The following is a 25,495-nucleotide window of genomic DNA, read 5'->3' on the forward strand; positions in this document are numbered from 1 at the left end:
TGCGCGGGTGGCCGACGAGATGCTGGTGAGGCGCGCCCTGGCCGTGGCGGGCGGTGCCCCGGCCGAGGACGTGCCCGTCGGCGCGCTGGTGCTGGGCCCCGACGGTCGGGAGTTGGCCGCCGCCACCAATCGGCGTGAGGCCGACGGTGACCCGTTCGCGCACGCCGAGGTGATCGCGCTCCGCGAGGCAGCGCGGGTCCTGGGCGACGGTTGGCGGCTGGAGGACTGCACTCTCGTGGTGACCCTGGAGCCCTGCACGATGTGCGCGGGGGCGGCGGTCGCGGCGCGGGTCGGCCGCATCGTCTTCGGCGCCTGGGAGCCGCGCACCGGGGCGTGCGGGTCGCTGTGGGACGTCGTCCGCGACCGGCGTCTGGTGCACCGTCCAGAGGTGCGGGGTGGTGTGCTCGAGGACGAGTGCGCCGCTGTCCTGGAGGACTTCTTCCGCGCTCGTCGGTGAGGGTGGCCGTGACCGGGGCCGCGTCGGGGCGCACGGCGGTGACCCGATCGTGACCCGCTCGCGGTGGAGGCCGGTCCGGCATCTCCGTACGGTGGGTCGTGAGAGGTGCCGGACCCCGGCGCCGCGATCGAGAGGAGCACCACATGGGAGTGGGAGACAAGTTCTCGAACAAGGCCGAGGAGCTGGGCGGCCGCGCCAAGGAGTCGGCCGGCGCCGCGACGGGAGACCGTGACCTGCAGGCCGAGGGCCAGGCGGACCAGGGTTCGGCCAACGTCAAGCAGGGCGCCGAGAAGCTCAAGGACAAGGCCAACGAGGCCGCGAGCAAGCTCACCGGCAACGACAAGTGAGTTGCAGCAGCTGACTCCTCGCCTCTGGCCTGGCGATTTTCGTCTGGGGCCACCGGTGAAGTAGCCTAATCGGCGGTGGCGTGTCCGAGCGGCCGAAGGTGCAGCACTCGAAATGCTGTGTTGGGTAACCCCCAACCGTGGGTTCAAATCCCACCGCCACCGCCACGGGGAGAGCCCCGGATCTCGAGAGAGGTCCGGGGCTCTCGTCATTCCGCTCCCGCGCCTGTCCGTGCCGACTGCAGCCGCTCCCGCGCCTGGCGTCTCGCTCGAGCGCCTGTCCGTGCCGGCTGCAGCCGCCCCTGACGATGGCGTCTCGCCTGCCCCGCGGTGGGTGCGAGACGCCATGGCGACGGGCGGCTGTGTGTGGGGCAGGTGCGAGACGCCATGGCGACGGGCGGCTGTGTGTGGGGAAGGTGCGAGACGCCATGGCGACGGGCGGCTGTGGGTGGGGCAGGCGAGCCCCGCTTTCAGACGTGGTCGGAGGAATCCTCGACGAAGTTCGGCAGCGTCACGACCGCGTTCAGCGTCGACAGCGCCGACTCGATCACCGCCTCCTGTGGCAACCCCGACTCCTCGCCGAGCAGTGCCAACTCTTCGACGCCGGCCAGCCACGCCCGCGTGAGAGCGAGTGCCAGGGGGTCCGGTTCGTGTACCCCGAGGCTGTCGAGGATCCGCAGGCTGATCGTGCGGTGCATGCCGTCGACGACCTTCTCCAGCACCGGATCCACCGCGCGGCCCGAACGCAGGACCGCCACGTAGTTGTCGCGACGCCGCTGGATGTAGCGCACCAGTGCCGTGATGATCGCGCGTGTGCTGTCCTCGGCGTGCGCGCCCACCGGGATCTCGGTCAGCGACAGCACGTGGTCGGCCGCCGCCCGCACGACCGCCGTGAGGTAATCCAGCTTGGTGGGGAAGTAATGGAAGAGCAGGCTGCGGGACACCCCGGCCCGCTCGGCCACGTCGTCCAGCGACAGGGCGTGGAAAGGCACGGTCTCCAGCAAACGGATCCCCAACACGATCAGCTGTGATCGGCGTTCGTGCTTGGAGAGCCTACGGCCACCTGATGTGGTCATCGCCCCACCTCGTCGTCGTACTCCTCGGGCGCGCACGTCGCGCCCCCCGACGCCGACGACTACGCCCCCCGTGCCGACGTACCTCTCCATCTTAGGGTCACGTCCGCAATCCGCGACCGCCATGCCACGATGGAGTGATGCCGGACAACGACACGCCCACCACCCGCGCGACCACCTTCGACGTGGGCGAGCGGATGGTCCTCGACGGGACGGCCGGCGGGCGGACGGGCGTCATCCACACCCCGCACGGCGACATCGCCACCCCGGCGTTCATCCCCGTCGGCACCAAGGCCACCGTCAAGACGCTGACCCCCGAGCAGGTCCGCTCCACCGGCGCCCAGGCGGTCCTGGCCAACGCGTACCACCTGTACCTGCAGCCAGGCCACGAGGTCATCGACGCCGCCGGCGGGCTGGGGGAGTTCATGCGCTGGCCCGGGCCCACCTACACCGACTCCGGCGGCTTCCAGGTGATGAGCCTCGGGGTGGGGTTCAAGAAGGTCATCGAGATGTCGGCCGGTGCCAAGCCCGACGACAAGGCCACCAACAAGGGGCAGGGGCGGCTGGCGAAGGTCGACGAGGACGGTGTCACCTTCACCTCGCACCTCGACGGCTCGCGGCACCGCTTCTCGCCCGAGGTGTCCATGCGGATCCAGCACTCGCTGGGCGCCGACATCCTGTTCGCGTTCGACGAGCTCACCACGCTGATGAACACGCGGAAGTACCAGGAGAGTTCGGTGGAGCGGACCCGGCGGTGGGCGCAGCGCTGCCTCGACGAGCACGAGCGGCTGTCGCAGGAGCGGGGGCACCGGCCGGGGCAGTCACTGTGGGGCGTGATCCAGGGTGCACAGTTCGAGGACCTGCGGCGACAGGCCGTGCGCGGGCTCGTGGAGATGAGCGAGCGCGCCGAGGCGGAGGGGCGGCGCGGGTTCGGCGGCTACGGGATCGGCGGCGCGCTGGAGAAGGAGAACCTCGGAACGATCGTCGGCTGGTGCACCGAGGAACTGCCCGAGGACCGGCCGCGGCACCTGCTGGGGATCAGCGAGCCCGACGACATCTTCACCGCCGTGGAAAACGGTGCCGACACCTTCGACTGCGTCGCGCCCACCCGGCTGGCCCGCCACGGTGGGATCTACACGCTCGACGGGCGGGTCAACATCACCCGCGCCCAGTTCCGCCACGACCACACCCCGCTCGACCCCGAGGGGCCGTCCGAGGTGTCGCGCGAGTACAGCCGCGCCTACCTGCATCACCTGTTCAAGGCCAAGGAGTTCCTCGGCTCCACCCTGCTCACCCTGCACAACCTCGCCTTTGTGGTGCGGCTGGTCGACGAGGTGCGCGCGGCGATGGCGGCCGGGCCCGACGAGTACGTCGCCTACAAGGAACAGTTCCTGGGGCGGTACTACTCGGGACGCTGATCCCTGGCCGCCGTGGCCGCGCGGCCAGGGCGCCCGGCCGCCCGTATCCGTCGGCGGGATCAGCTAGTTGATCTCGTAGGTCACGGAGACGGACACAGTGAGGTCCTGGCTACCGGCCTCGATCGGCGTCGAAGCTGCGCCGTCTGCCAACGACCTCGAGACCGGAAACGGAGTCGCTCCGGTCTCCGGTACCTCGGTGATCGACTGCACCGCCCCCAACTCCGCCCCGGCCGCCTCGGCGATCTGTTGGGCCTGTTCTTCAGCTCGCGTGACCGCCTGCGCCCGGGCCTGGGCCCTGAGGTCGCTGTCGTCGTCGATGGAGAACGTCAACTGCTGAACCCGGATCGCGTCGCCGGCGGCGCCCGCCGCTGCATCGATGAGATCGCCACTCCTGTCGACGTCGCGCAAGGTCGCCGTCACCTGGTTCGTGACGATGTATCCGTCGATGCTGCCGCTGGGCAGGAAATTGGGCTGCACCGACAGGTTCTTGGTGGCGATGTCCTCCTCTTCGACGCCCTGGGCCTTGATGGTCTCGATAAGGGATCGGGCGCGTTCCGCGTTGTCGGTCAGCGCTGTGCTGGCGTCAGATGCCCGGGTCTCGACGCCGAGCACGATGGTGACGGTATCGGGAGAACCGGTGACGATGCCGGTTCCCTGCGTGCTGATGACCCGCGGATCCTCACTCTGACCCGAGCAACCCGCCAGGAGCAGTGCGGCGGTGAGGAGTGCGAGTGCGGCGGGTACGCGGGGTGAGGCCATACGTCACTATGACGCAGGAACCTACATAGGCGGGCCTACACGTCGGTCTTGGTCGACCAGCGGATGAGCTCCGCACGACCGAGGCGACTCGTAGGTGTCGGTGCTGCGTGCGACGCTGCGCGCATGACGAACCAGACCAGAAACGATCACCCCCACGACGACCTCGAGAGGCGCTCGCCGTTGGGCGTCCTCCTGCACAGTCCGGTACGCGATAGCTCAGAAAAGAGTGAGACGTGGCAAACCGCCGCGTTCAACCTCGCGGAGAAGGCGCTACGAAAGGCGCTGGCCGGGGATGACGCCGCGGTTCGGCGACTGATCAGCAGAATGGCGGATCTGGAGTTCGACGAGCTCATGGTTAGGTGGCCACAGCTGGTGGCCGCCGACCAGATTCTCTCCGGGGTGCTCGAGCAAGGTGTAGAAGAGTTCGAGGAGGAGAAGGATCTGTACGAGGCGGCGTACTTCGACGAAGACGACGAACTGATCGCCGAACTAGAGGAGGAGGAGCCCCGGGTCTCCGTGGCGACTGGGATCTACAGAGCCGCGTACGGGGCGGACCCAGTGGCATTCGCGACGCTCCGGGCATCGATCCTCGACGTGCTCTCCGACCCGTGGAGACAGCGACGCGGCGGAGTCCACAACGACCGGTTACAACGGGTGGCTGACAGGTTGCCGGAGGGGGCCAGAGCTCGGGACCTGCCCCGAGAACGCATCGAGAACGAACTCGCGGGCGTGATCCGGGCTCACCTGGTCCTGGCAGCACGCATGGTCGAGGAGTTTCGCGCGCCGTTGAACTCGACCTATGACTCGAAGTAGAGCGGGTAGTGCAGCGAGCAGCCCGGGTTGAACGCCGTGCCGCAGGCCGGGCAGGCGTCGACGGCCTGGTACTCGGCGATGGTCAGCGTGCTCCAACATGCGCCGCAGAGCAGGGCATCGGTGTCGAACTCGTCCCGCGGCCACACCGACAGCGCATGGTCGGTGGCGTCGGCGTGGCAGCGGAAACAGGGATAGAACTCGCCGCAACAGTGGAAGCGGATCGCGATGACGTCCAACGGGCCGTGGTAGTGGACGCACCTGGTCTGGTCGTCGACCGTCGCGCCGAGCACCGTCACCGCGGCGGGTCGTTCGACATCGCGCCCGTCGTCTGCGTCCCGGTCAGCGGAGGTCATACCGCCGAGTGTGACAGGGCGGAACCCGACAGGGCGGCCTGATAGCTGGGCTCGCGCTTCTTGATCCACGCGATCACCACGTAGGTCACCGGCAGCAGGACCGCCTCGACGAGGGTCTTCCAGACGAAACCGATGACGACGTAGTTCCAGTAGTCGCCCGAGCCGAGCACCATGCCCAGCGCCGGGGCCGCGATCGTGCAGAACACCAGCGTGTCGGCGAGCTGGCCGACCACGGTCGACCCCAGGAGCCGCGCCCACAGGCTCCGCTCACCGGTGCGGCGCTTCATCCACACCAGGACGTAGGAGTTGAGCAGCTCGCCGACGACGTACCCGGCCAGGCCGGCGAGGAAGAACTGCGGGATGACCCCCGCGACGGCCTCGAACGCGTCCTGGTTCTCGTAGAAGTCGGCCGGCGGCAACTGCACGGTCAGGCTGAAGCTCAACGCGGCCAGCGCCAGCACGGCGAAACCGGAGAGCACGACGCGGCGCATCGCCTTGAAGCCGTACACCTCACTGATCACGTCGCCGAGCACGTAGGCCAGCGGGAAGAGCAGGAAGGCGCCGTCGGTGACGAGCCCGTCCATCGAGAGGAACCCGAGTTCGAAGCTCAGGTCGGGGAAGAGGAGGACGCCCTTGGTCCCGGTGACGTTGCTGATGAGCATCACGCCGACGAACAGGGCGATGAGATAGCCGTAGTACGGGCTGGCGACGGTGGCGAATACGGCGCGGCCGGGGAGACCGGCGGAGGCGGCGGACGCGGTAGAAGGGGTACTGGGCGCCGGCTCGGGAGTGTTCCCGTCCGGCCGCCCAGTCCCCAGCTGGTCGGGATTCTGCGAGGAAGTGGTCACGAACGACGATTATCCGCGCCGCCCGCCGCGATGCCGAATCCCTGCCTGTCGAATAGGTCGCGTCGCGCCGCGTCACCGTTGATCGACAAGTCGCTTCCGCACGCGTTGTGCGAGTAGGTCTGCGCGGAACGCTCTTTTCGATGAGGCGGGAGGGCCGGGCTGGGCGCGCGTCGGCCGATCAGGCCACCACCCAGGGGCCGGCCCGCAAGGACTCGGTGGTCACCACTCCATGCAGCGCCTCGATCGAGTCCGCGCCCTCCGGCCCACCGAGGGAGGCCACGATACTGGCGACCGCGGCCCTCGTCGTCGTCCCCTCCTGCGCCAGATCGGCCAGGGTCACCGCGCCGTCCCGCTTGGCCAGACGCTCACCGGCGGCGTTGACCGCGAGCGGCACGTGCACGTACTCCGGGTGCGGCAGCCCCAGCAGGTCGGCCAGATGGGCCTGGCGGGGAGTGGAGGAGAGCAGGTCCTCGCCGCGCACGACCTGGTCGACGCCCTGCTCGGCATCATCGACGACGACGGCGAGGTTGTACGCCCAAACGCCGTCACCGCGGCGCAGGACGACGTCGTCGACGACACCCGTGTACGGCCCGTGGACGCCGTCGGTGATCGTCAGCTCGTCGACCGTCGCGCGCAGTCGCAGCGCAGGCACCCGCCCCGGGCCGAGTGCCTCCCGGCGACGCTCCCGTTCCGCCTCCGACAGGTCACGGCACGTGCCGGGGTACGACCCGGGCGGGGAGTGCGGTGCGCGCGGGGCCTCGGCGATCTCGCGGCGCGAGCAGTAGCACTCGTAGACCAGGCCCTGGTCGGACAGCTGGTTCGCCGCCGCGGCGTAGGCGTGCGACCGCTCGGACTCCCACATGATCTCGCCGTCCCAGTCGAGGCCGATCGCCGCCAGATCCGCCAGCTGACGCTCGGCCACCCCGGGGCGCGCTCGGGCGGCGTCGAGATCGTCTACGCGCATCCGGAACGCCCGGCCCGAATCGCGGGCCAGCACCCACGCCGCCACCGCCGTGCGCAGATTGCCCAGGTGCAGGTCGCCCGACGGGCTGGGCGCGTACCGGCCGGCGCCGGGGGGCAGAGGACTGGCGGGGGCTTCCACGCTGAACAGAGTAGGCCGCGCGACCGGGAAGGGCCGACGTGGCGGGAAGTGCCGGGCGCGGCTGGGATTCCCCGGGCCCCGGCGAGAAGCAGCGGGCGCGGCGATGAGTTCCCGCGCCCCGGCGGGAGTGCCGGGTGCGCTGCGAGGTGCCAGACTGGACAGCATGAGCCCCGCCGCCGACAACGCCCGCCCCGCCGCCGACGACAACACCCGCCTGACCGAGGAGCAGATCGCCGAAGGTCTCGCCGACCTGCCCGGCTGGGCCTTCTCGGAGGGGTCGCTGACCTACACGGCCGTGTGCGAGACCCCGCAGGCCGCGATCAACCTCGTCGCCGCGATCGGGCAGGCCGCCAATTCGCAGGACCACCACCCCGACTTGCTGTGGAGCTACGACGAGGTCACCCTCGATCTCCGCAGCCACGACGTCGACGGGGTGACCCAGCGCGACCTCCGACTGGCTCGGTCGGTCTCCGCGCTGTCCGGGGAGTTCGACGCCACCCCGCTGGGCCTGGGGGAGTAGGGGGCGCGGCGGGATCCGGGGGCGCGGCGGGCGGCAGGCAGTGGGCGGCAGTCGTCGAGAAGAGTGTTTCGTACACTGCTACTCGACCGATGCGGGTGAAAGACTCTTGTCGACGCGGTGACTGATGGCCGGTTGGCTGTCTACCCGCGAACTCCGCCAACTCGGACTCCTACCCCGCGAACGCGGCCGCCGCGGTGGCCAGGTCGAGCAGCGGCTGGGGCACGATCCCCAGGAGGATCGTCACCACTACCGCGACGCCGACGACCGCGTACGTGACGGGCCTCCGCGCGAACGCCACCTCACCGGACCCCGCAGAGCCCGACCCCGCAGAGCCCGACCCTGCAGAGCCCGACCCTGCGGAGTCGTCGCCCGCATCGCGGAAGAACATCACCACGATCACGCGGACGTAGAACGAGGCCGCGATCGCGCTCGTGAGCACGCCGACCACCACGAGGCTCACCGCGCCACCGGCCACGGCTGCGGAGAACACGGCGAACTTGGCGATGAACCCGCTGGTCAGCGGGATGCCCGCGAGTGCGAGTAACAGCAGTGCGAACGCGCCCGACACCAGTGGCTGACGTCGGCCGAGCCCGGCCCAGGCCTGCAGGTCGGTGATCTCGGCGCCGTCGGGCGCGCGGACCAGCCCGGCCACCGCGAACACGCCGACGGTGCTGACCGCGTACGCCGCGAGGTAGAACAGCACGGCGGAGGTACCGGCCGCCGGAGGGCCGAGCACCCCGGTGAGCAGGAACCCTGCGTGTGCGACGGAGGAGTATGCCAGCAGGCGTTTGACGTCGTTCTGGGTGACACCGACGACCGTGCCGACGATCATCGTCAGCGCCGCGATCACCCAGAGCACGGGCGCCCAGTCGTCCTCGAGGCGGGGGACGGCGGTGTGGAAGAACCGCAGGATCGCACCGAACGCGGCGAGTTTGGTCCCCGCGGCCATGAACGCCGTGATCGAGGTGGGCGCGCCCTGGTAGACGTCGGGGGTCCAGGTGTGGAACGGCACGGCCCCGACCTTGAACAGCAGGCCCACCGACATCATCGCCACGCCGATCAGCGCCAGTGAGCTGCCGCCCTCGGTCGCGACCACCGCGGCGATGCCGCCGAACTCGACGGTTCCGGCGTACCCGTAGATCAGCGCGGCGCCGTAGGCGAAGATCGCCGAGGAGAAGGACCCCAGCAGGAAGTATTTGACCGCGGCCTCCTGCGAGAGGAGTCGCCGACGGCGAGCCATGCCACACATCACGTACAGCGGCAGGGAGAGCACCTCGAGCGCGATGAACAGGGTGATGAGGTCGTTCGCCGCGGGGAACAGCATGAGCCCGCCCGTGGCGAACAGTGCGAGCGGGAAGACCTCGGTCTGGGAGACGCCCGCGCGCTCGGCCTCGCGTTCGGCGTCGCCGCCCGGGGCCAGGGCGGCCTGCGGGGCGAAACCCGCGAGCACCGGGCGGCTGGCCGTGGCCGACGCGCCCACCGCATCCGACGAGGCCCCGGCCGGCGCGCCCACCCGGGAGCGTTCCCCGATGAGCACCCCCGCCCCGATCGCCACGAGGACCGTCGCCCCCTGCAGGAACAGCGCGGGCCCGTCCACGGCCACGGCGCCGCCGGCCGTCACCAACCGCGTCCCGGCGAGCAGAACCACCGTCACCAGCGCCGCGACGAGCCCGCCGAGGTACAGAACCAGCTGCGCGGCGTAGCGGTGCCGGGCGGGGGCGAACGCCTCGATGAGCACCGAGACGATCGCCGTCCCGAGCACCACGAGCAGCGGCAGAAGCGAGGAGTAGGCGATGTCCGGGGTCATCGGGTGGCACCTTCCACGTGGGCGACGGTCTCGGCGACCGCCGGGTCGATCACGTCGAGCACCGGCTGCGGGTAGAAGCCCAGCACCATCAGCGCCACGACCAGCGGGGCCAGCACCACGCGCTCGCGGGTCGTCAGGTCGGGCGTGGACCGCAGTCCCGGTGCGACGGGCCCGCCCATGACCCGTTGGTAGGTCCACAGGATGTAGACGGCCGCCAGGACGAAGGTGGACGTGGCCAGTACGGCGGCGACGGGGTAGACCTCGAACGTGCCGACGAACACCAGGAACTCGCTGATGAACGGGGCCAGCCCGGGCAGTGACAGCGTCGCGAGCCCGGCGATGAGGAACACCCCGGCGAGCACGGGCGCGGCCTGCTGCACCCCGCCGTAGTAGCCGATCTCGCGGATCCGGTGCCGCCGGACGAGGAACCCGGCCACGAGGAACAGTGCGGCCGTGGCGATGCCGTGGTTGACCATGTACAGCGTCGAGCCGGTCGCCGACTGCTCGGTCGCGGCGAACACACCCAGCACGATGAACCCGAAGTGGGAGATCGACGCGTAGGCGATGAGCCGCAGGAGGTCGGTCTGGGCGATGGCCATGATGCCGCCGTAGACGATGCTGATCACCGCGAGCGTCACCATCACCGGCGCCGCGGTCGCCGCTGCCTCGGGGAACAGCGGCAGCGAGTACCGCAGCATCGCGAAGGTGCCGACCTTGTCCACCACGGCCATCATGAGCACCGCGGAGGCGGGCGTCGCGGCGACGGCGGCCCCGGGAAGCCAGGTGTGGAACGGCCACAGCGGGGCCTTGATCGCGAAGGCCAGCGTGAACCCGGCGAACAGCAGCAGCATTGCGCCGGGCGGGATCTGCAGTCGACCGTCGGCGACGGCGTCGGTGATGAGGCGGTAGTCGAAGGTGCCGCGGCCGTCGGGCCCGAGTCCGGCCCGGGCTGTGTACATGTAGAGCCCGAGCACCGCGGCCAGCATGACGAGTCCGCCGAGCAGGTTGTAGAGGAGGAACCGGACGGCCGCCTGCGCCCGGTCGGCGCCGCTGTCCCCGAACGCGCCTGTTCCGAATCCCCCGATGAGAAAGTACAGCGGGATGAGCATGGCCTCGAACGCGACGTAGAACAGCAACACGTCCAGGCTCGTGAACGCCACCAGCGCGAGCCCCTGCGTGGCCAGCATGAGCGCGGGGTAGGACTGTGCGCGCCGACCGTCCGAGGTGGCGCCGCTGGAGTCGTCGGTGTCACGCCACCCGGCGAGCAGCAGCAACGGCATGAGTGCGGCGGTGAGCAGCACCAGCACGAGCGCCACGCCGTCGATCCCGAGTGTGTACGTCGCGCCGAACGCAGGGATCCACGGCCGCGACTCGACGAACTGGTGGGTGTCGCCGCCCGGCTCGAACCCGACAGCCAGCGCGACGGCCACCCCCAGGACGACCAGTGACGTGACCAGGGCGAGGGGCCTCGCCGCGCGGCGCGCGCTCGCAGGGAGGACGACGACGACGAGTGCGCCGACCAGGGGAGCGAGCCACAGCGCGGTGAGTAGTCCGGGACCGGTCACAGCACACCACCACCCAACATCGCGGCGATCACCAGAACCGCGCCGATCAGCATGTACAGCGCGTAGGAGCGGGTGAGCCCCGACTGCAGGAGCCTCGTCCGGGCGGACAGTTCCCCGAGGGTGGTGCCGACACCCGTCGCCGTCCCGGCCACCACTCGCCGGTCTATCACCTCGGTGCCCGCGACCAGGGCCTGGCCGGGTCGCATGAACACCGCCTCGTTGAGGTCGTCGGCATACAGGTCGCGGCGCGCGGCCCGCGTGAGCGCGGAGCCGGCGGGGGCGGTGGTCGGGACCTCACTACGGGTGTAGCGGTGCACGGCGAGGGCGATACCGACGGCCACCACGACCAGGGATGCGGCGGTGACCAACCACACCGGTAGGACGTGCTCCGGATGGTGCTCGCCGACGACCGGTGCCAGCCAGTCCTGCAGCCGCCCGCCGAGCGACAGCAGCAGACCCGAGAGCACCGATCCCAAGGCGATCGCGATCATCGGCGCCGTCATGATCGCCGGCGACTCGTGGGGGTGGGCGTCGTCGGCCCAGCGCCCGGGCCCGAAGAAGGTCAGGATCATCACGCGGGTCATGTAGAAGGCGGTCAGGCCCGCGCCGAGCAGGGCCACCGCCCCCAGGAGGTAGCCGACCGCCGATCCTGAGCCGAACGCGCCCGCACCCGCAGCCGACCCGCTGCCCACGTCGAACGCCGCGGAGATGATGCCCTCCTTGGAGTAGAAGCCGGCGAACGGCGGGACGCCGATGATGGCCAGGTAGCCGAGTCCGAAGGTGACAAAGGTGACCGGCATGACCGCGCGTAGGGCGCCGTAGCGTCGCATGTCGACCTCGTCGTTCATCCCGTGCATCACCGAGCCGGCGCCGAGGAACAGTCCGGCCTTGAAGAAACCGTGGGTGAGCAGGTGCATGATCGCCAGCGCGTATCCGGCGGGCCCGAAGCCGGCGGCCATGACCATGTACCCGACCTGGCTCATGGTGGAGGCGGCGAGGACTTTCTTGATGTCGTCCTTGGCGCAACCGATGACCGCACCGAACAGCAGCGTCACGGCGCCGACCGTGATCACCGCGGCGCGCGCGGTCGGGGTCGCGTCATAGATCGGGTTGGACCGGGTGATGAGGTAGACGCCCGCGGTGACCATGGTCGCGGCGTGGATGAGGGCGGACACCGGGGTGGGACCCTCCATCGCGTCGCCGAGCCAGGACTGAAGCGGCACCTGGGCGGACTTGGCGCACGCGCCCAGCAGCAACAGCAGCCCGAGCGCGGTGACCAGCCCCGAGCTCACCGCCCCGCCGTCGGCCCCCGCCGCCCCGCCGCCCGCCGCCCCGCCGCCCGCCGCCCCGCCGCCGATCGCCGAGAACACGCCCTCGTAGGACAGCGTGCCCAGCTGGGTGACCATGACCATCAGCGCTACACCCAGACCGATGTCGCCGACGCGGTTGACGACGAACGCCTTCTTCGCCGCGGTGGCGGCGGACGGCTTGTGCTGCCAGAACCCGATGAGCAGGTAGGAGACCAGGCCGACACCCTCCCAGCCCAGGTAGAGGCCGAGGAAGTTGTCGGCCAGCACCAGCAGCAGCATCGCCGCGAGAAACAGGTTGAGGTAGGCGAAGAACTTGCGCCGCGCCGGGTCGGCCGCCATGTAGCCGATGGAGTACACGTGGATGAGCAGGCCGACACCCGTGACGAGCAGGACGAACACCATGGACAGCTCGTCCAGGCGCAGGCCGAAGTCCAGTTGGAGCTCGCCGACCGAGACCCACTCGAACAGGGTCTGTCCGGAGGCGCGGTCGGCGGCGTCGCGGCCGGTCATGGCGACGAGTTGCCACACCGCCACCGCGAATGAGGCCAGCGCGGTCGCGCACCCGAGCAGGTGGCCCCACCCGTCCGCGCGGCGACCGAGCAGCAGCAGGACCGCCGCACCGAACAGCGGCAGTGCGGGGATGAGCCAGAGCGCGGACCCGGCGACGGCGGGGGCGAGGGCGGCTGCGGTCGTTGTCGTCGTCGTCATCACGGTCGTCGTCATCGTCGTCCCCCCTAGTACCTGAGCAGGTTGGCGTCGTCGACGGACGCCGATCGGCGGGAGCGGTAGATGGCCATGATGATCGCGAGGCCGATCACGACCTCGGCGGCGGCCACGACCATGATGAAGAACGCGAAGAGCTGGCCGGTGACGTCGCCGTGCATCCGAGCGAACGCCACCAGGGCGAGGTTGGTGGCGTTGAGCATGAGCTCGATGCACATGAACAGGACGATCGCGTTGCGCCGCAGCAGGAACCCGGCCGCGCCGATGGTGAACAGCACGGCCGAGAGGTACAGGTAGTACTCGGGATTCACCGTCGGCCCCCTTCGCCGGGTCCGCAGCTGCCGAGTTCGTCGGGACCGTCCGCGCGATCGGTCGCATGGCGCCGCAGCACCTCGCTCACCGAGTCGGGGGCGTCGGACCCGTCGGGCAGTCGGGCGGGCATGTCGGCGGAGTTGCGGCGCGCGTACACGCCGGAGCTGGGCAGCGGGGTCACGCGGGCGGTGTCGTCGGCCTGCCAGTCGAGGAAGCGCTGCTGCGACATCTGCCGCTGGGTGAGGCGCCCGGTGAACCGCTCGCGGTGCGCCAGGACCATCGCGCCGAGGGTGGCGATGATGAGCAGCACCCCGGTGAGCTCGAACGCCCACACGTGGCGGGAGAACAGCAGCTCCGCCAGCGCGGGGACGTCGGAGTATCCGGGGGCGAACCCGGCGAACGGCGGCAGCTGCGCCCGCGCCAGCCCGGTGGCCAGCAGGATGCCGAACCCCAGGCCCGCGATGATCGCCGCCACCCGGTGCCCCCGGATCCGCTCGACCAGCGAGTCCGAGGACTCCACCCCGATGAGCATCACCACGAACAGGAACAGCATCATCACGGCGCCGGTGTAGACGACGATCTGGCCCACGCCCAGGAACACCGCCCCCTGCGCGATGTACAGCACCGCGAGCGAGACCATGGTCGCCGCCAGACACAGCGCCGAGTAGACCGCCTTGGTCGCCGAGACCACGCCGAGTGCGCCCGCCACGGCGATGGTGGCCAGCACCCAGAACAGGACGGACTCCCCGGTGGTCACGAGGCCCCCCTTCCGCGGCGAACGCGCGAGCCGGCTGCGGTCGCACCGCGCGCTTCGGCTTCACCGGGCTCGTACGGCTCACCCTGTTCGGGTGCGGAGCCGGTGATCTCTCCGCGGTAGTAGTCGAAGTGGTCGGCGCCCGGGTACATGTCGTGCGGGGCGGGGACCATCCCGGCGAGCATCGGTCCGAGCAGGTCGTGCTTCTCGTAGATGAGGTCGGCGCGGTTGTCGTCGACCATCTCGTAGTCGTTCGTCATGGTCAGCGCCCGGGTGGGGCACGCCTCCACGCACAGGCCGCAGCCGATGCAGCGCAGGTAGTTGATCTGGTAGATCCGCCCGTAGCGTTCGCCGGGGGAGAAGCGTTCCTCGGCGGTGTTGTCGGCGCCCTCGACGTAGATCGCGTCCGCCGGGCACGCCCATGCGCACAGCTCGCAGCCGATGCACTTCTCCAGCCCGTCGGCGTAGCGGTTGAGTTGGTGTCGCCCGTGGTAGCGGGGCGCGGTGGGGACCTTCTCCTCCGGGTACTGCTCGGTGTGCGCCTTGCGGAACATCGTGGAGAACGTCACCCCGAACCCGGCGAGCGGTTCGAGGAACCTGGGAACCCGGGACCGTGACTGCCTAGGCATGGCGGGACTCCTGACTGGGGGGCGTGTCTGCAGATGTGGTTCGGCCCAGCGCGACGCGCTGGTGGGGGAGCGGAGGGACGGGAAACCCTCCGGCCGTGGGGTCGAAGGTTGCGGGGTCGAAGGGAGCGGGGGTGAAGGAAGCGGAGTCGGAGGGCGCACGGTCGACGGGCGTGGGGCCGACGGGCGCGCCCCGCGTGACGGACGCGGGTGGGGAGTCGCCGCGGGTGGGCGTGGCCCGGCCGCCGCGCCGGTAGCGGGACCGATGGACGACGACGATGACCGCCACCGCCACCAGGCCCGCGACCACCATGGCGGGCGTGAGGAGCTCGGACCCGGGGCCCACGATCACCCGGATGGTCGCCACCGCCATGACCCAGGCCAGCGAGACGGGGATGAGCACCTTCCAGCCGAAGGCCATGAACTGGTCGTAGCGCAGTCGCGGGAGGGTGGCCCGCAGCCACATGAACAGGAACATGAACGCCCACACCTTGGCCACGAACCACAGCAGCGCCCACCAGCCGGAGTCCGCGCCGTCGATCAGCGAGAACGGCAGGGGGGCCTGCCAGCCGCCGAGGAACAGGGTGGCCGCCAGCGCGGAGACGGTGGTCATGTTGACGTACTCGGCCAGCATGAACATCGCGAAACGCAGCGAGGAGTACTCGGTGTGGAACCCGCCCACCAGCTCTCCCTCGGCCTCGGGCAGATCGAAGGGGGCGCGGTTGGTCTCGCCGACCATCGAGATGACGTAGATGACGAACGAGGGCAGCAGCAGGAACACGAACCACACCTGCGACTGGGCGGCGACGATCCCCGACGTCGACATGGTGCCGGCGAAGAGGAACACCCCGACGAACGACAGCGCCATCGCGATCTCGTAGCTGATCACCTGAGCGGTGGAGCGCAGGCCGCCGAGCAGTGGGTAGGTCGAGCCGGAGGACCAGCCCGCCAGCACGATCCCGTACACGCCGATCGAGGTGACGGCGAGGACGTAGAGCACTCCCACGTGCAGGTCCGTGAGCTGCAGCGGCGTGGAGTGGCCGAAGACGGAGACCACGGGCCCGAAGGGGATCACCGCGAACGCCATGAACGCCGGGATCACCGCGATGACCGGTGCCAGCAGGAAGATCGGCTTGTCGACCCCGGCCGGGATGAATCCCTCCTTGAGGGCGATCTTCACGCCGTCGGCCAGGCTCTGCAGGATCCCGCCGGGGCCGACCCGGTTGGGGCCGATGCGCATCTGCATCCACGCCAGGATCTTGCGCTCCAGGTAGATGGCCGCGAGCACGGTCACCACCAGGAACACGAAGACCGCGAGGACCTTGGCCAACACCAGCCACCACGGGTCCATACCGAAGGCCGTGAGGTCGGCGCCGGTGGTCGACAGGTCCGCGGCGGCGAGGACGGCGGGTCCGTTCACCGCGGCCCCGTTCATCGCGACCCCGGTCATGACGCCACCTCCCCGGCCGCGATGGACACCACGTCGCCCGCGCTGGCGGCGAGAGTCGCGTTCACGGCGGACCCTGGCGAGTTCTGCGGCACCCAGACCACGCGGTCGGGCATCTCGGTGATGGCCAGCGGCAGGGTGATCGCCCCGCGGTCGGTGGACACGGTCACCGGGTCGCCGTCGGCGGCTCCGAGTTCGCGGGCGGTCGTCGGCGACAGGCGGACCACGGGGCGGCGGGCGGTGCCGGCGAGGTGCGGTTCCCCGTCCTGCATACGTCCGGCGTCGAGCAGCATCCGCCACGTGGCCAGGACCGCCTGCCCGGCGCCGGGCTCCGGACCCGCAGCCGCCCGCGCAGATGTCGCCGACCCCCCAGCCGCTCCCGCCGATGCCCCCGACCCCGCAGCCGCTCCTGACGATGGCGTCTCGCCTGCGCTTCGGTCGGTGCGAGACGCCCTGCCGGGGTGCGGCTGCGGATCCGAATAGGCGGATGCGGGGCGGAGTGCGCGGCCGATGGCCTGCATCTCGCGGCGCACCGACTCCACGTCCGCCAAGCCGAACCATGCACCGGTCTCTTCCGCCAGGGCATTGAGGATCCGGTGGTCGGGCAGAGCGTCGGTGCCGGTCAGGGCGGCGGCGAAGGGGCGGGTCCGGCCCTCCCAGTTCACGAACATGCCCGCCTTCTCGGCGACGGCCGCGACCGGCAGGACGACGTCGGCGCGGTCGGTGATCTCACTGCGGCGCAGTTCGAGACTCACGACGAAGCCGGCGGCGTCGATCGCGGCCAGGGCGGCCCGCGGGTCGGGCAGGTCGGCGGCCTCGACCCCGCCGACGAGCAGCGCGCCGAGCTCGCCAGCGGCGGCCGCGGCCAACTGCTCGTCGGTGCTCCGGCCGGGCGTCGTGGGCAGATCGTCGCAGCGCCACAGCTCGGCGAGGGTCCGCCGGGCGTCGTCGTCCGAGACGGGAGCGCCGCCGGGCAGCAGTCCCGGCAGGCACCCGGTCTCGAGCGCCCCGCGCTCACCCGCGCGCCGGGGAATCCACGCCAGCCGTGCGCCGGTGGCGTCGGCGAGGGCGGCCGCGGCCGTGAGCCCGCCGGGCACCGCGCCGAGCCGTTCGCCCGCGAGGATGACCGCGCCGGGCTCGCGCAGCAGAGTGGGCAGGGCGCCGCGGGTGGGATCGGTCGCGTGGTCGAGCCCGGCGACGTCGGCGGTCGGTTCGCCGGCGGGGGCCGCGCCGCCGGGGTCTGCACCGCCGGGGTCGGAGGGGACGACGGCGAGGGCGTTCAGCACCTCGGGCTCCGCCCCGGGGACGGTCGGCAGCAGAGCGCCGCGGGTCTTGCGGATGGCCGGGGTGGCGAAGGGCGCGATCGAGAAGACCTTCAGCCCGTGGTCGCGCGCGGCCCGCCGCAGGCGGAGGAAGACGATCGGCGACTCCTCCTCCGGGTCGAAGCCCACGAGAAGCACGGCGGGTGCGGTCTCGAGATCGGCGTAGGTGACGGCCTCGGCGCCCTGACCCGGCCCGCTGTCCTGGCCCGGCCCGCTGTCCTGGCCCGGCCCGCCGTCGGGCTCCTGCTCCGCCCCGCCGCCCGGGCCGCGCCTGGCAACCCGGTCGGCCAGGAAGTCCGCCTCCTCGGTCGAATGGGCTCGGACGCGGAAGTCGACGTCGTTGGTGCCGAGCACCGTGCGGGCGAACTTGGCGTAGGCGTAGGCGTCCTCGGCGGTGAGCCGCCCCCCGGTGAGGACCCCGGCCCGTCCGCGGGCGGCGGCCAACCCCTGGGCAGCGGTCGCCAGGGCGGTGGACCACGGGACCGGGACCAGCCCGCCGCCCTCGCCGCGGACCATGGGGGTGGTGATGCGGTCGCGCTGGGTGGCGTAGGTGAACGCCCACCGGCCCTTGTCGCAGTTCCACTCCTCGTTGACCTCGGGGTCGTCGCCGGCGAGGCGGCGCAGGACCTTCCCGCGACGGTGGTCGGTGCGCTGGCCGCAGCCGCTCGCGCAGTGCTCGCAGACCGCCGGGCTGGAGACCAGGTCGAAGGGGCGGGCGCGGAAGCGGTACTGCGCGCCGGTCAGGGCGCCCACCGGGCAGATCTGGACGGTGTTTCCCGAGAAGTAGGACTCGAACGGCTCGTCGCCGTACACCCCGACCTGCTGCCGGGCGCCGCGCTCGAAGAGGTCGATGAACGGGTCCCCGGCGATCTGCTCGGAGAAGCGGGTGCACCGGGCGCACATGACGCAGCGTTCGCGGTCGAGCAGCACCTGCGACGAGATGGCGATCGGCTTGGGGAACGTGCGCTTGACCTCAGTGAAGCGCGACCGCCCGTGGCCGCTGGACAGGGCCTGGTTCTGCAGCGGGCACTCGCCGCCCTTGTCGCAGACCGGGCAGTCGAGCGGGTGGTTGATGAGCAGCAGTTCCATCACCCCGCGCTGCGCCTTGTCTGCCATCTCGGAGGTGAATTGCGTGCGCACCTGCATGTCCTGGGTGACCGGGGTGGTGCACGAGGTGACGGGCTTGGGCGCGCCCTCGACCTCGACGATGCACTGGCGGCACGCCCCCGCCGGCTCGAGCAGCGGGTGGTCGCAGAAGCGAGGGATCTGCACGCCCAACCGCTCGGCGGCGCGGATGATGAGCGTGCCCGGCGGCACCGAGACCTCGCGGCCGTCGACGGTGAGAGTGACGAGGTCGTCCGCGCGGCCTGAACCGGCGTGGTCTGAATCGGCGCGCTCTGACTTGGCGCGGTCATGGTCCGGTTCCTGGCCGGGACCGCGGGCGTCGCGGGGGACACCTGACTGGGCGGAGGTCATCGGGCCACCTCCTCGGGTCGTGTGGGATCCGGTCGTGTGACCGGCCGCACTGGCGGACGCCGGGAGCCGGCACCCGCACGGTCGGTCCGGTCGAAGAGGGTGGAGCGGCTGTGGTCGAACGGGCAGCCACCCGGGATGTGCGCGAGGTACTCGTCGCGGAAGAGCGCGATCGACGAGATGATGGGGGTCGCGGCGGCGTCGCCGAGAGCGCAGAACGACTTGCCGGCGACGTTGTCGGAGATGTCGAGCAGTCGGTCCAGATCGTCGGCGGTGGCGGTGCCGTCCTCGAGACGGTGCATGATCTGCTCCAGCCAGAACGTGCCCTCGCGGCAGGGGGTGCACTTGCCGCACGACTCGTGGGCGTAGAACTCCGTCCACCGCAGCACCGCCCGTACGACGCAGGTGGTGTCGTCGAAGATCTGCAGCGCCTTGGTGCCGAGCATGGTGCCCTCGGCGGCGCAGCCCTCGTAGTCGAGCGGCATGTCGAGCTGGGCGTCGGTGAGCAGCGGGGTCGAGGAACCACCGGGGGTCCAGAACTTGAGGGTGTGGCCCTGGCGGATCCCGCCGGCCAGGTCGAGTAGCTCGCGCAGGGTGATGCCCAGCGGGGCCTCGTATTGGCCGGGCCGGGTGACGTGCCCGGACAGCGAGTACAAGGTGAAGCCGGGGGACTTCTCCGAGCCCATCGATCGGAACCACTCCGGCCCGTGCTGGAGGATCGACGGGACGCTGGCGATGGACTCGACGTTGTTCACCACCGTCGGACAGGCGTAGAGACCGGCGACGGCGGGGAACGGCGGCCGCAGTCTGGGCTGGCCGCGGCGCCCCTCGAGCGAGTCGAGCAGGGCGGTCTCCTCGCCGCAGATGTAGGCGCCCGCCCCGGCGTGGACCACCAGCTCCAGGTCGAATCCGCTGCCGAGGATGTGGCGGCCGAGGTACCCGGCCTCGTAGGCCTCGGCGACCGCCACCTGCAGTCGGCGCAGGACGGGCACCACCTCACCGCGCAGGTAGATGAACGCGTGCGAGGCGCGGATGGCGTACGCGGCGATGATGATGCCCTCGATGAGCACGTGCGGGGTGGCCATCATGAGCGGCATGTCCTTACACGTGCCGGGTTCGGACTCGTCCGCGTTGACCACCAGGTAGTGGGGCTTGGCGGCGGCCGAGGACTCGGTACCGGAACCATCAGTACCCGCGTCGCCGGTCTCCTGCGGGATGAAGCCCCACTTCCGGCCGGTGGGGAACCCGGCGCCGCCGCGGCCCCGCAGGCCGGCGTCGAGGACGGTGGAGATGACCTCGTCCGGTCCGGTGGCCAGCGCGTTCCGCAGGCCCGTGTAGCCGTCATGGTCCAGGTAGGTCTCGAGCGTCCAGCTGTCCGGTGCGTCCCAGTAGCGGCTGAGGTACGGCGCGAGCGGCATGTCAGGCCTCCTCGTCCGGCGCGGCGGTGGGTGCACCGGGGTCGGTCGGCGCAGCGGGGGCGCGCATGTCGTGTTCGCGGGCGATCCGCAGCCCGACCAGGGTCGCGTCGCCGGGGGCGCCGTCGTTCGCGCCGGGGCGGGTGTCGGGGAAGCCGGCGAGGATGCGGGAGGTCTCCCGGAACGTGCACAACGGAGCGCCCCGGGTCGGGGTCACCGTCCGGCCGGCCCGCAGGTCGTCCACGACCTGCCGGGCGGAGGCGGGGGTCTGGTCGTCGAAGAACTCCCAGTTGACCATCATCACCGGGGCGTAGTCGCAGGCCGCGTTGCACTCGATGCGCTCGAGCGTCACGCGGCCGTCGTCGGTGGTGCCGGGCCCGTCGAGCCCCAGGTGGTCACGCAGGTCGGCGTAGATCTCGTCGCCGCCCATCACCGCGCACAGCGTGTTGGTGCATACCCCGACCAGGTAGTCGCCCGTGGGCGTGCGCCGATACATCGAGTAGAAGGTGGCGACCGCCATGACCTCGGCGGAGGTGAGTCCGACGGCGAGGGCACAGAACTCGATGCCGGCGGGCGTGAGATGCCCGTCCTCGGCCTGGACGAGGTGGAGGAGTGGCAGCAACGCCGACCGGGCCTGCGGATAGCGGGCGATGATCACCTCGGCGTCGGCCCGCAGTCGCGTCAGGACGTCGTCGGGGTAGCGCCGGCGGGCGTCGGGCCGGACGATCGCCCCCGGCTCGTCGGGCTGCTGCCCGAACTGCAGGAACACCGGTTCTCTACTCGTCGACTCCGTGCTGCTCATCGGTCCACCCCTCCCATCACGGGGTCGATGCTGGCGACCGCGGCGATGACGTCGGAGAGCATCCCGCCCTCGCACATCGCTGCCACGGCCTGCAGATTGGTGAACGACGGGTCGCGGTAGTGCACCCGGTACGGGCGGGTCCCGCCGTCGGAGACCATGTGCACCCCCAGCTCGCCGCGGGGGGACTCCACCGGCACGTAGACCTGGCCCGGCGGGACCGGAAAGCCCTCGGTGACCAGCTTGAAGTGGTGGATCAGCGCCTCCATGGAGCTGTCCATGATCGTGCGGATGTGCTCGGCGGAGTTGCCGAGCCCGTCTGGTCCCACCTTGAGCTGGGCGGGCCAGGCGATCTTGGGGTCGTCGACCATCACCGGCCCGGGCTCGAGCCGGTCCAGGCACTGTTCGACGATCTTCAGCGACTCCTTCATCTCCTCGACCCGGATGACGAACCGGTCGTAGCAGTCGCTCGCCGACCCGGTGATGACGTCGAACTCGTAGTCCTCGTATCCGCAGTACGGGTCGGACCGGCGCACGTCGTGGGGCAGACCGGTGGCCCGCAGGACCGGGCCGGTCACGCCGAGGGCCATGCACCCGGTGAGGTCGAGGTAGCCGACGTCCTGCAGCCGCATCTTCCAGATGGGGTTCTCGCGCAGCAGGAGTTCCATCTCGCGGATCCGCCCGGGCATCACCTCGAGCAGTTCGCGCACCTTGGGCACCGCGTCGTCGGGCAGGTCCTGGACCACGCCACCGGGCCGGACATAGGCGTGGTTCATCCGCAGACCGGTGATGACCTCGAAGACATCCAGGACCAGCTCCCGCTCGCGGAATCCGAACAGCATCGGTGTGCTCGCACCCAGCTCCAGCGCGCCGGTGGCCAGCGCGACCATGTGGGAGGAGATCCGGTTGAGCTCCATGAGCATCACCCGGATGACCGACGCCCTCGGCGGCACCAGGTCCGAGATCCCGAGCAGCTTCTCCACGCCGAGGCAGAAGGCGACCTCGTTGTAGAACGGCGACAGGTAGTCCATCCGCGTCACGAACGTCACGCCCTGGGTCCAGTAGCGGTACTCCAGGTTCTTCTCGATGCCCGTGTGCAGGTAACCGATCCCGCACTGGGCCTTGCTGACCGTCTCGCCCTCGATCTCCAGGATCAGCCGCAGCACCCCGTGCGTGGACGGGTGTTGCGGGCCCATGTTGACCACGATGCGGTCGTCGTCGGCGTTGCGCGCGGCCTCGCTGATCGCGTCCCAGTCCTGTCCGGAGGCGGTGAGGATCGTGTCGGAGTCCGCGGCGCGGTCGGCACGGGCCGAGCGGCCCGAGCGCCTCGCGCGGGTGCGATCGGCGGTCATGAGTACGCCCTCCGCTGATCCGGCGGCGGGATGGTCGCACCCTTGTACTGCACCGGGATCCCGCCCAGCGGGTAGTCCTTGCGCTGCGGATGGCCCTCCCAGTCGTCCGGCATCTCGATCCGCGTCAGCGACGGATGGCCGTCGAAGACGACGCCGAAGAAGTCGTACGTCTCCCGCTCGTGCCAGTCCGTCGTGGGATACACGCGGGTCAGCGTGGGGATGTGCGGATCCGCGTCCGGGGCCGACGTCTCGAGCATGACGCGACGGTTGTGGGTGATGGACTGCAGCGGATACACCACGTGCAGCTCCCGGCCCGAAGCGTCGGGATAGTGCACCCCGCTGGCGCCCAACGACATCTCGAAGCGCAGGTCCGGGGCGTCCCTGAGGGTCAGGGCCACCGCCGGTAGGTGCTCCCGCTCCACGTGCAGGGTGAGTTGCCCGCAGTGGACCACGACCTTCTCGACGGCCTCCTGAAAACTCGGCCCACCCCGCTGGTGCAGGGCCGCGGTGAGCGCGCGGATGACCTCGTCGTCGTCGTCCTCGTAGGGCGGTGGGGTACTGCCGGGCATCTCGGTCGGGCGCACGAGGCCCCCGAACCCGGTGGTGTCCCCGGAGCCACGGACGCCGAACATGCCGTGGCGCACGCCGACGGTGTCCGCGTCAGGGCTGTCCGTGCGGTCGGGTGGGTTCGGTGCGTCGGGGGCCCGGTCGCGGTCCGCGGCGCCGGAGTCCGGGCGACGATCGGTCATCGGAACATCCCCTCGACGGGGATGAGCGGACGCTGGTCGAGCGCGGCCTGCTCCGCGGCACGGATCGCCTCGGCCCGGTTCGCGCCCAGCGGCATGTTCTGGATCTTGTCATGCAGCGTGATGATCGCGTGCATGAGCATCTCCGGCCGCGGCGGACATCCGGGCAGGTATATGTCGACGGGCACGATGTGGTCGACGCCCTGCACGATCGCGTAGTTGTTGAACATCCCGCCCGACGACGCGCACACGCCCATCGACAGGACCCACTTGGGCTCGGCCATCTGGTCGTACACCTGCCGCAGGACCGGGGCCATCTTCTGCGAGACCCGCCCCGCGACGATCATGAGATCGGCCTGTCGGGGGGACGCGCGGAAGACCTCCGTGCCGAAGCGGGCCAGGTCGTAGCGGCCGCCGCTCGTGGACATCATCTCGATCGCGCAGCACGCCAGACCGAACGTCGCCGGCCACAGCGAGCCCTTGCGCATGTAGCCCGCCAGCTGCTCGACCGTGGTCAGCAGGAAGCCGGCCGGCACCTTCTCCTCGAGTCCCATCTCGGCGCTCCTCTCCGACTCTCCGGGTCAGTCCCAGCTCAGTCCGCCACGGCGCCACTCGTAGGCGTAGGCGACGGAGACGTTGAACACGAACAGGGCCATCGCGGCCAGCCCGAACACGCCGAGCTGGTCGAAGTGGACGGCCCACGGGTAGAGGAAGAGGATCTCGATGCCGAAGATGATGAACAGCATCGCGGTGAGGTAGTACTTCACCGGGAAGCGGCCGCCGCCCGCCGGCTGCGGCGTGGGCTGGATGCCGCACTCGTAGGCCTCGAGCTTGGCGCGGTTGAACCGACTGGGCCCCGCGAAGGAGGACACGCCCGAGGAGAAGACGGCGAAGGCGACGGCCAGGGCCCCGAGTACCAGGATGGGCACGTATTCGTTCACGTCGGCGTCACTCCTCGCGCTTGTGATGAGAAGCCGCCTGTGGGCGGGCCTCTACTGCAACCGCAGGGGGTTCGAGCGACCGGCGCTGATGGGGTCCGGTCGTCCGTCTCCCCGGCGGGCCGTTCACTGTGCGGCCCACTACTGTGACTCTACTCACACTGTGTTGGCGAAAGTCGGGGGTTCGGACAGACGGCGTGTCGGTCGGGTTCTCCGGGCGCGGGGCAGAGTGCGCGCGGCCGCGGGGCCGGTGTCAGGCGGGGGCGAGAAGCCCGTTGACCACGTCGCGCAGGCGCAGCGGGTCGATCGGGTGGGGCACCGAGGCGTCCGCGCGGGACCAGTCGGCGAGCCATCGGTCGTCCGCCCGGCCGATGAGAACGAGCACCGGCGGGCAGCGGTCGAGCTCGTCCCGCAGCTGCTTGGCCAGGCCGAGTCCGCCGGTGGGCGTCGCCTCGCCGTCGAGGATCGCCAGGTCGACCCCGCCGGCGTCGAGGTGCTCGAGGGCGACCGGGGCCGTGGCGACCTCGAGGTACGTCAGCCGGGGCAGGTCCGGGTGCGGGCGGGTGCCGAGGGCGGACATCACGCGGCTGCGGGTGGCTGCGTCGTGGCTGTAGACGAGGACCCGCAGGGCGACGTCGTCGTCAACGGTCCGGCCGCCCGTGGTCTCGGTCACGATCGCGAGCCTACCGAGCGTGGGTGGTCGCGGGTGGCGGGTTGCGCTGCGGAGTCGGCTTGCGCTGCCGGAATGGACCCTAGAGGGCGCGCACCTGGGCGTTCGGTGTGCAAAGGGGGCGCGCAAGCCGGAGAGGGGCGGGGCGGCAGGGTCAACCGGGGCCGAAATGAGCGACGCGGCCCGGGCTCGAAAGCTCCGGGCCGCGTCTGCGGCGGAGGATAGGGGATTTGAACCCCTGAGGGGCTATAAACCCCAACCCGCGTTCCAGGCGAGCGCCATAGGCCACTAGGCGAATCCTCCGTGGAGGAGAATACCCAGGACGCGCAAGCAGAGGCAAACCGCGGGGCCGAGGGGGGTCGGATCGCGGCCCGGGAGGCGGGTGGGGTGCGGCGCGGGAGGCGGGGCGGTTAGACTCATCCGTGGACCCCGCGCGGCGTCCATCCTGTGAACTCCCCCAGGGCCGGAAGGCAGCAAGGGTCAGCGGGCTCTGGCGGGTGCGCGGGGTCCCCTTATGTCTTGGGACATGTCTTAGGGCACCAACACCGA

The 25,495-nt window shown here is 70.8% G+C and carries 25 protein-coding genes, 2 tRNA genes and 1 other RNA gene; 7 read left to right on the forward strand and 21 right to left on the reverse strand.

Annotation, left to right across the window (positions count from 1 at the left end):
- Nucleotides 1-19: 19 nt before the first annotated feature.
- From NR111_RS11740 to NR111_RS11750, 3 genes are all read left to right on the forward strand, one after another.
- Nucleotides 20-457: a nucleoside deaminase gene (locus NR111_RS11740; protein WP_206474486.1), complete on the forward strand. Its 438-nt coding sequence runs from the start codon at nucleotides 20-22 to the stop codon at nucleotides 455-457.
- A gap of 143 nt (nucleotides 458-600) precedes the next feature.
- The gene (locus tag NR111_RS11745) at nucleotides 601-804 is read left to right on the forward strand and encodes a CsbD family protein (protein WP_163375355.1); all 204 of its coding nucleotides are present in this window, start codon (nucleotides 601-603) and stop codon (nucleotides 802-804) included.
- Nucleotides 805-878: 74 nt separating this feature from the next.
- A tRNA-Ser gene (locus tag NR111_RS11750) sits at nucleotides 879-969 on the forward strand.
- A 302-nt stretch (nucleotides 970-1,271) separates the two neighbouring features.
- Here NR111_RS11750 and NR111_RS11755 read toward each other — a convergent pair.
- Nucleotides 1,272-1,877, reverse strand: coding sequence for a TetR/AcrR family transcriptional regulator (locus NR111_RS11755; RefSeq protein WP_256820847.1), 606 nt, complete (start codon nucleotides 1,875-1,877; stop codon nucleotides 1,272-1,274).
- 137 nt (nucleotides 1,878-2,014) lie between these two features.
- Here NR111_RS11755 and tgt point away from each other — a divergent pair, with 137 nt between their 5' ends.
- Nucleotides 2,015-3,292, forward strand: coding sequence for a tRNA guanosine(34) transglycosylase Tgt (tgt, locus tag NR111_RS11760; protein WP_256820848.1), 1,278 nt, complete (start codon nucleotides 2,015-2,017; stop codon nucleotides 3,290-3,292).
- Between the two features lie 63 nt (nucleotides 3,293-3,355).
- Here tgt and NR111_RS11765 read toward each other — a convergent pair whose 3' ends face one another.
- A complete protein-coding gene (locus NR111_RS11765; RefSeq protein ID WP_374210717.1) occupies nucleotides 3,356-4,051 on the reverse strand; it encodes an SIMPL domain-containing protein in 696 nt (231 codons plus the stop codon).
- Nucleotides 4,052-4,174: 123 nt separating this feature from the next.
- On the opposite strand from NR111_RS11765, the gene NR111_RS11770 reads away from it, so the two are divergent.
- Entirely contained in the window at nucleotides 4,175-4,864 is a 690-nt protein-coding gene (locus NR111_RS11770) for a hypothetical protein (protein WP_256820849.1), read from the forward strand.
- Here the strand turns inward: NR111_RS11770 and NR111_RS11775 are convergent.
- The 3 genes from NR111_RS11775 to gluQRS form a co-directional block, all read right to left on the reverse strand.
- On the reverse strand, nucleotides 4,849-5,217 hold the full coding sequence (locus NR111_RS11775; RefSeq protein WP_256820850.1) for a CHY zinc finger protein: 369 nt from the start codon (nucleotides 5,215-5,217) through the stop codon (nucleotides 4,849-4,851). The genes NR111_RS11770 and NR111_RS11775 overlap by 16 nt on opposite strands.
- Nucleotides 5,214-6,065: a queuosine precursor transporter gene (locus tag NR111_RS11780; RefSeq protein WP_374210718.1), complete on the reverse strand. Its 852-nt coding sequence runs from the start codon at nucleotides 6,063-6,065 to the stop codon at nucleotides 5,214-5,216. Before NR111_RS11780 ends, NR111_RS11775 begins: the two co-directional genes overlap by 4 nt.
- A 178-nt stretch (nucleotides 6,066-6,243) precedes the next feature.
- Nucleotides 6,244-7,167: a tRNA glutamyl-Q(34) synthetase GluQRS gene (gene gluQRS, locus NR111_RS11785; RefSeq protein WP_256820851.1), complete on the reverse strand. Its 924-nt coding sequence runs from the start codon at nucleotides 7,165-7,167 to the stop codon at nucleotides 6,244-6,246.
- 163 nt (nucleotides 7,168-7,330) lie between these two features.
- Here gluQRS and NR111_RS11790 point away from each other — a divergent pair, with 163 nt between their 5' ends.
- Nucleotides 7,331-7,687, forward strand: coding sequence for a 4a-hydroxytetrahydrobiopterin dehydratase (locus tag NR111_RS11790; protein WP_256820852.1), 357 nt, complete (start codon nucleotides 7,331-7,333; stop codon nucleotides 7,685-7,687).
- Between the two features lie 169 nt (nucleotides 7,688-7,856).
- On the opposite strand, the gene nuoN is transcribed toward NR111_RS11790, so the two are convergent.
- The 16 genes from nuoN to NR111_RS11870 form a co-directional block, all read right to left on the reverse strand.
- Nucleotides 7,857-9,494, reverse strand: coding sequence for an NADH-quinone oxidoreductase subunit NuoN (gene nuoN / locus NR111_RS11795; RefSeq protein WP_256820853.1), 1,638 nt, complete (start codon nucleotides 9,492-9,494; stop codon nucleotides 7,857-7,859).
- Nucleotides 9,491-11,059 carry an NADH-quinone oxidoreductase subunit M gene (locus NR111_RS11800; protein ID WP_256820854.1) on the reverse strand — a complete coding sequence of 523 codons (1,569 nt, stop codon included), beginning with the start codon at nucleotides 11,057-11,059 and terminating at the stop codon, nucleotides 9,491-9,493. The genes nuoN and NR111_RS11800 overlap by 4 nt, the downstream gene beginning before the upstream one ends.
- Complete coding sequence (nuoL, locus tag NR111_RS11805) at nucleotides 11,056-13,077, reverse strand: NADH-quinone oxidoreductase subunit L (protein ID WP_256820885.1); 2,022 nt, start codon at nucleotides 13,075-13,077, stop codon at nucleotides 11,056-11,058. The genes NR111_RS11800 and nuoL overlap by 4 nt, the downstream gene beginning before the upstream one ends.
- A 26-nt stretch (nucleotides 13,078-13,103) precedes the next feature.
- Nucleotides 13,104-13,403 carry an NADH-quinone oxidoreductase subunit NuoK gene (nuoK, locus tag NR111_RS11810; RefSeq protein WP_067714654.1) on the reverse strand — a complete coding sequence of 100 codons (300 nt, stop codon included), beginning with the start codon at nucleotides 13,401-13,403 and terminating at the stop codon, nucleotides 13,104-13,106.
- Nucleotides 13,400-14,161: an NADH-quinone oxidoreductase subunit J gene (locus tag NR111_RS11815; protein ID WP_256820855.1), complete on the reverse strand. Its 762-nt coding sequence runs from the start codon at nucleotides 14,159-14,161 to the stop codon at nucleotides 13,400-13,402. Before NR111_RS11815 ends, nuoK begins: the two co-directional genes overlap by 4 nt.
- A complete protein-coding gene (gene nuoI, locus NR111_RS11820; protein ID WP_256820856.1) occupies nucleotides 14,158-14,787 on the reverse strand; it encodes an NADH-quinone oxidoreductase subunit NuoI in 630 nt (209 codons plus the stop codon). Before nuoI ends, NR111_RS11815 begins: the two co-directional genes overlap by 4 nt.
- Nucleotides 14,780-16,135: an NADH-quinone oxidoreductase subunit NuoH gene (gene nuoH, locus NR111_RS11825; protein ID WP_256820886.1), complete on the reverse strand. Its 1,356-nt coding sequence runs from the start codon at nucleotides 16,133-16,135 to the stop codon at nucleotides 14,780-14,782. The genes nuoI and nuoH overlap by 8 nt, the downstream gene beginning before the upstream one ends.
- A 95-nt stretch (nucleotides 16,136-16,230) precedes the next feature.
- Complete coding sequence (locus NR111_RS11830; RefSeq protein WP_256820857.1) at nucleotides 16,231-19,029, reverse strand: NADH-quinone oxidoreductase subunit G; 2,799 nt, start codon at nucleotides 19,027-19,029, stop codon at nucleotides 16,231-16,233.
- Nucleotides 19,026-20,444: an NADH-quinone oxidoreductase subunit NuoF gene (gene nuoF / locus NR111_RS11835; protein WP_256820858.1), complete on the reverse strand. Its 1,419-nt coding sequence runs from the start codon at nucleotides 20,442-20,444 to the stop codon at nucleotides 19,026-19,028. The genes NR111_RS11830 and nuoF overlap by 4 nt, the downstream gene beginning before the upstream one ends.
- A 1-nt stretch (nucleotide 20,445) precedes the next feature.
- Entirely contained in the window at nucleotides 20,446-21,243 is a 798-nt protein-coding gene (gene nuoE, locus NR111_RS11840; RefSeq protein ID WP_256820859.1) for an NADH-quinone oxidoreductase subunit NuoE, read from the reverse strand.
- A complete protein-coding gene (gene nuoD, locus NR111_RS11845) occupies nucleotides 21,240-22,592 on the reverse strand; it encodes an NADH dehydrogenase (quinone) subunit D (RefSeq protein WP_256820860.1) in 1,353 nt (450 codons plus the stop codon). The genes nuoE and nuoD overlap by 4 nt, the downstream gene beginning before the upstream one ends.
- Nucleotides 22,589-23,341 (reverse strand): NADH-quinone oxidoreductase subunit C, encoded by a 753-nt coding sequence (locus tag NR111_RS11850; protein WP_206473334.1) that lies wholly within the window; start codon nucleotides 23,339-23,341, stop codon nucleotides 22,589-22,591. The genes nuoD and NR111_RS11850 overlap by 4 nt, the downstream gene beginning before the upstream one ends.
- Nucleotides 23,338-23,892: an NADH-quinone oxidoreductase subunit B family protein gene (locus NR111_RS11855; protein ID WP_067714633.1), complete on the reverse strand. Its 555-nt coding sequence runs from the start codon at nucleotides 23,890-23,892 to the stop codon at nucleotides 23,338-23,340. Before NR111_RS11855 ends, NR111_RS11850 begins: the two co-directional genes overlap by 4 nt.
- Before the next feature lie 27 nt (nucleotides 23,893-23,919).
- Nucleotides 23,920-24,279: an NADH-quinone oxidoreductase subunit A gene (locus NR111_RS11860; protein WP_067714630.1), complete on the reverse strand. Its 360-nt coding sequence runs from the start codon at nucleotides 24,277-24,279 to the stop codon at nucleotides 23,920-23,922.
- 250 nt (nucleotides 24,280-24,529) lie between these two features.
- Nucleotides 24,530-24,949, reverse strand: coding sequence for a hypothetical protein (locus NR111_RS11865; protein WP_374210719.1), 420 nt, complete (start codon nucleotides 24,947-24,949; stop codon nucleotides 24,530-24,532).
- Between the two features lie 212 nt (nucleotides 24,950-25,161).
- Nucleotides 25,162-25,249: transfer RNA gene (locus NR111_RS11870), tRNA-Ser, on the reverse strand.
- Nucleotides 25,250-25,367: 118 nt separating this feature from the next.
- Here NR111_RS11870 and ffs point away from each other — a divergent pair.
- Nucleotides 25,368-25,462: signal recognition particle sRNA small type (gene ffs, locus NR111_RS11875), an RNA gene on the forward strand.
- Nucleotides 25,463-25,495 lie beyond the last annotated feature (33 nt).

It is taken from the genome of Dietzia sp. Die43, from assembly GCF_024519835.1.
GTDB classification, from domain to species: domain Bacteria; phylum Actinomycetota; class Actinomycetes; order Mycobacteriales; family Mycobacteriaceae; genus Dietzia; species Dietzia kunjamensis.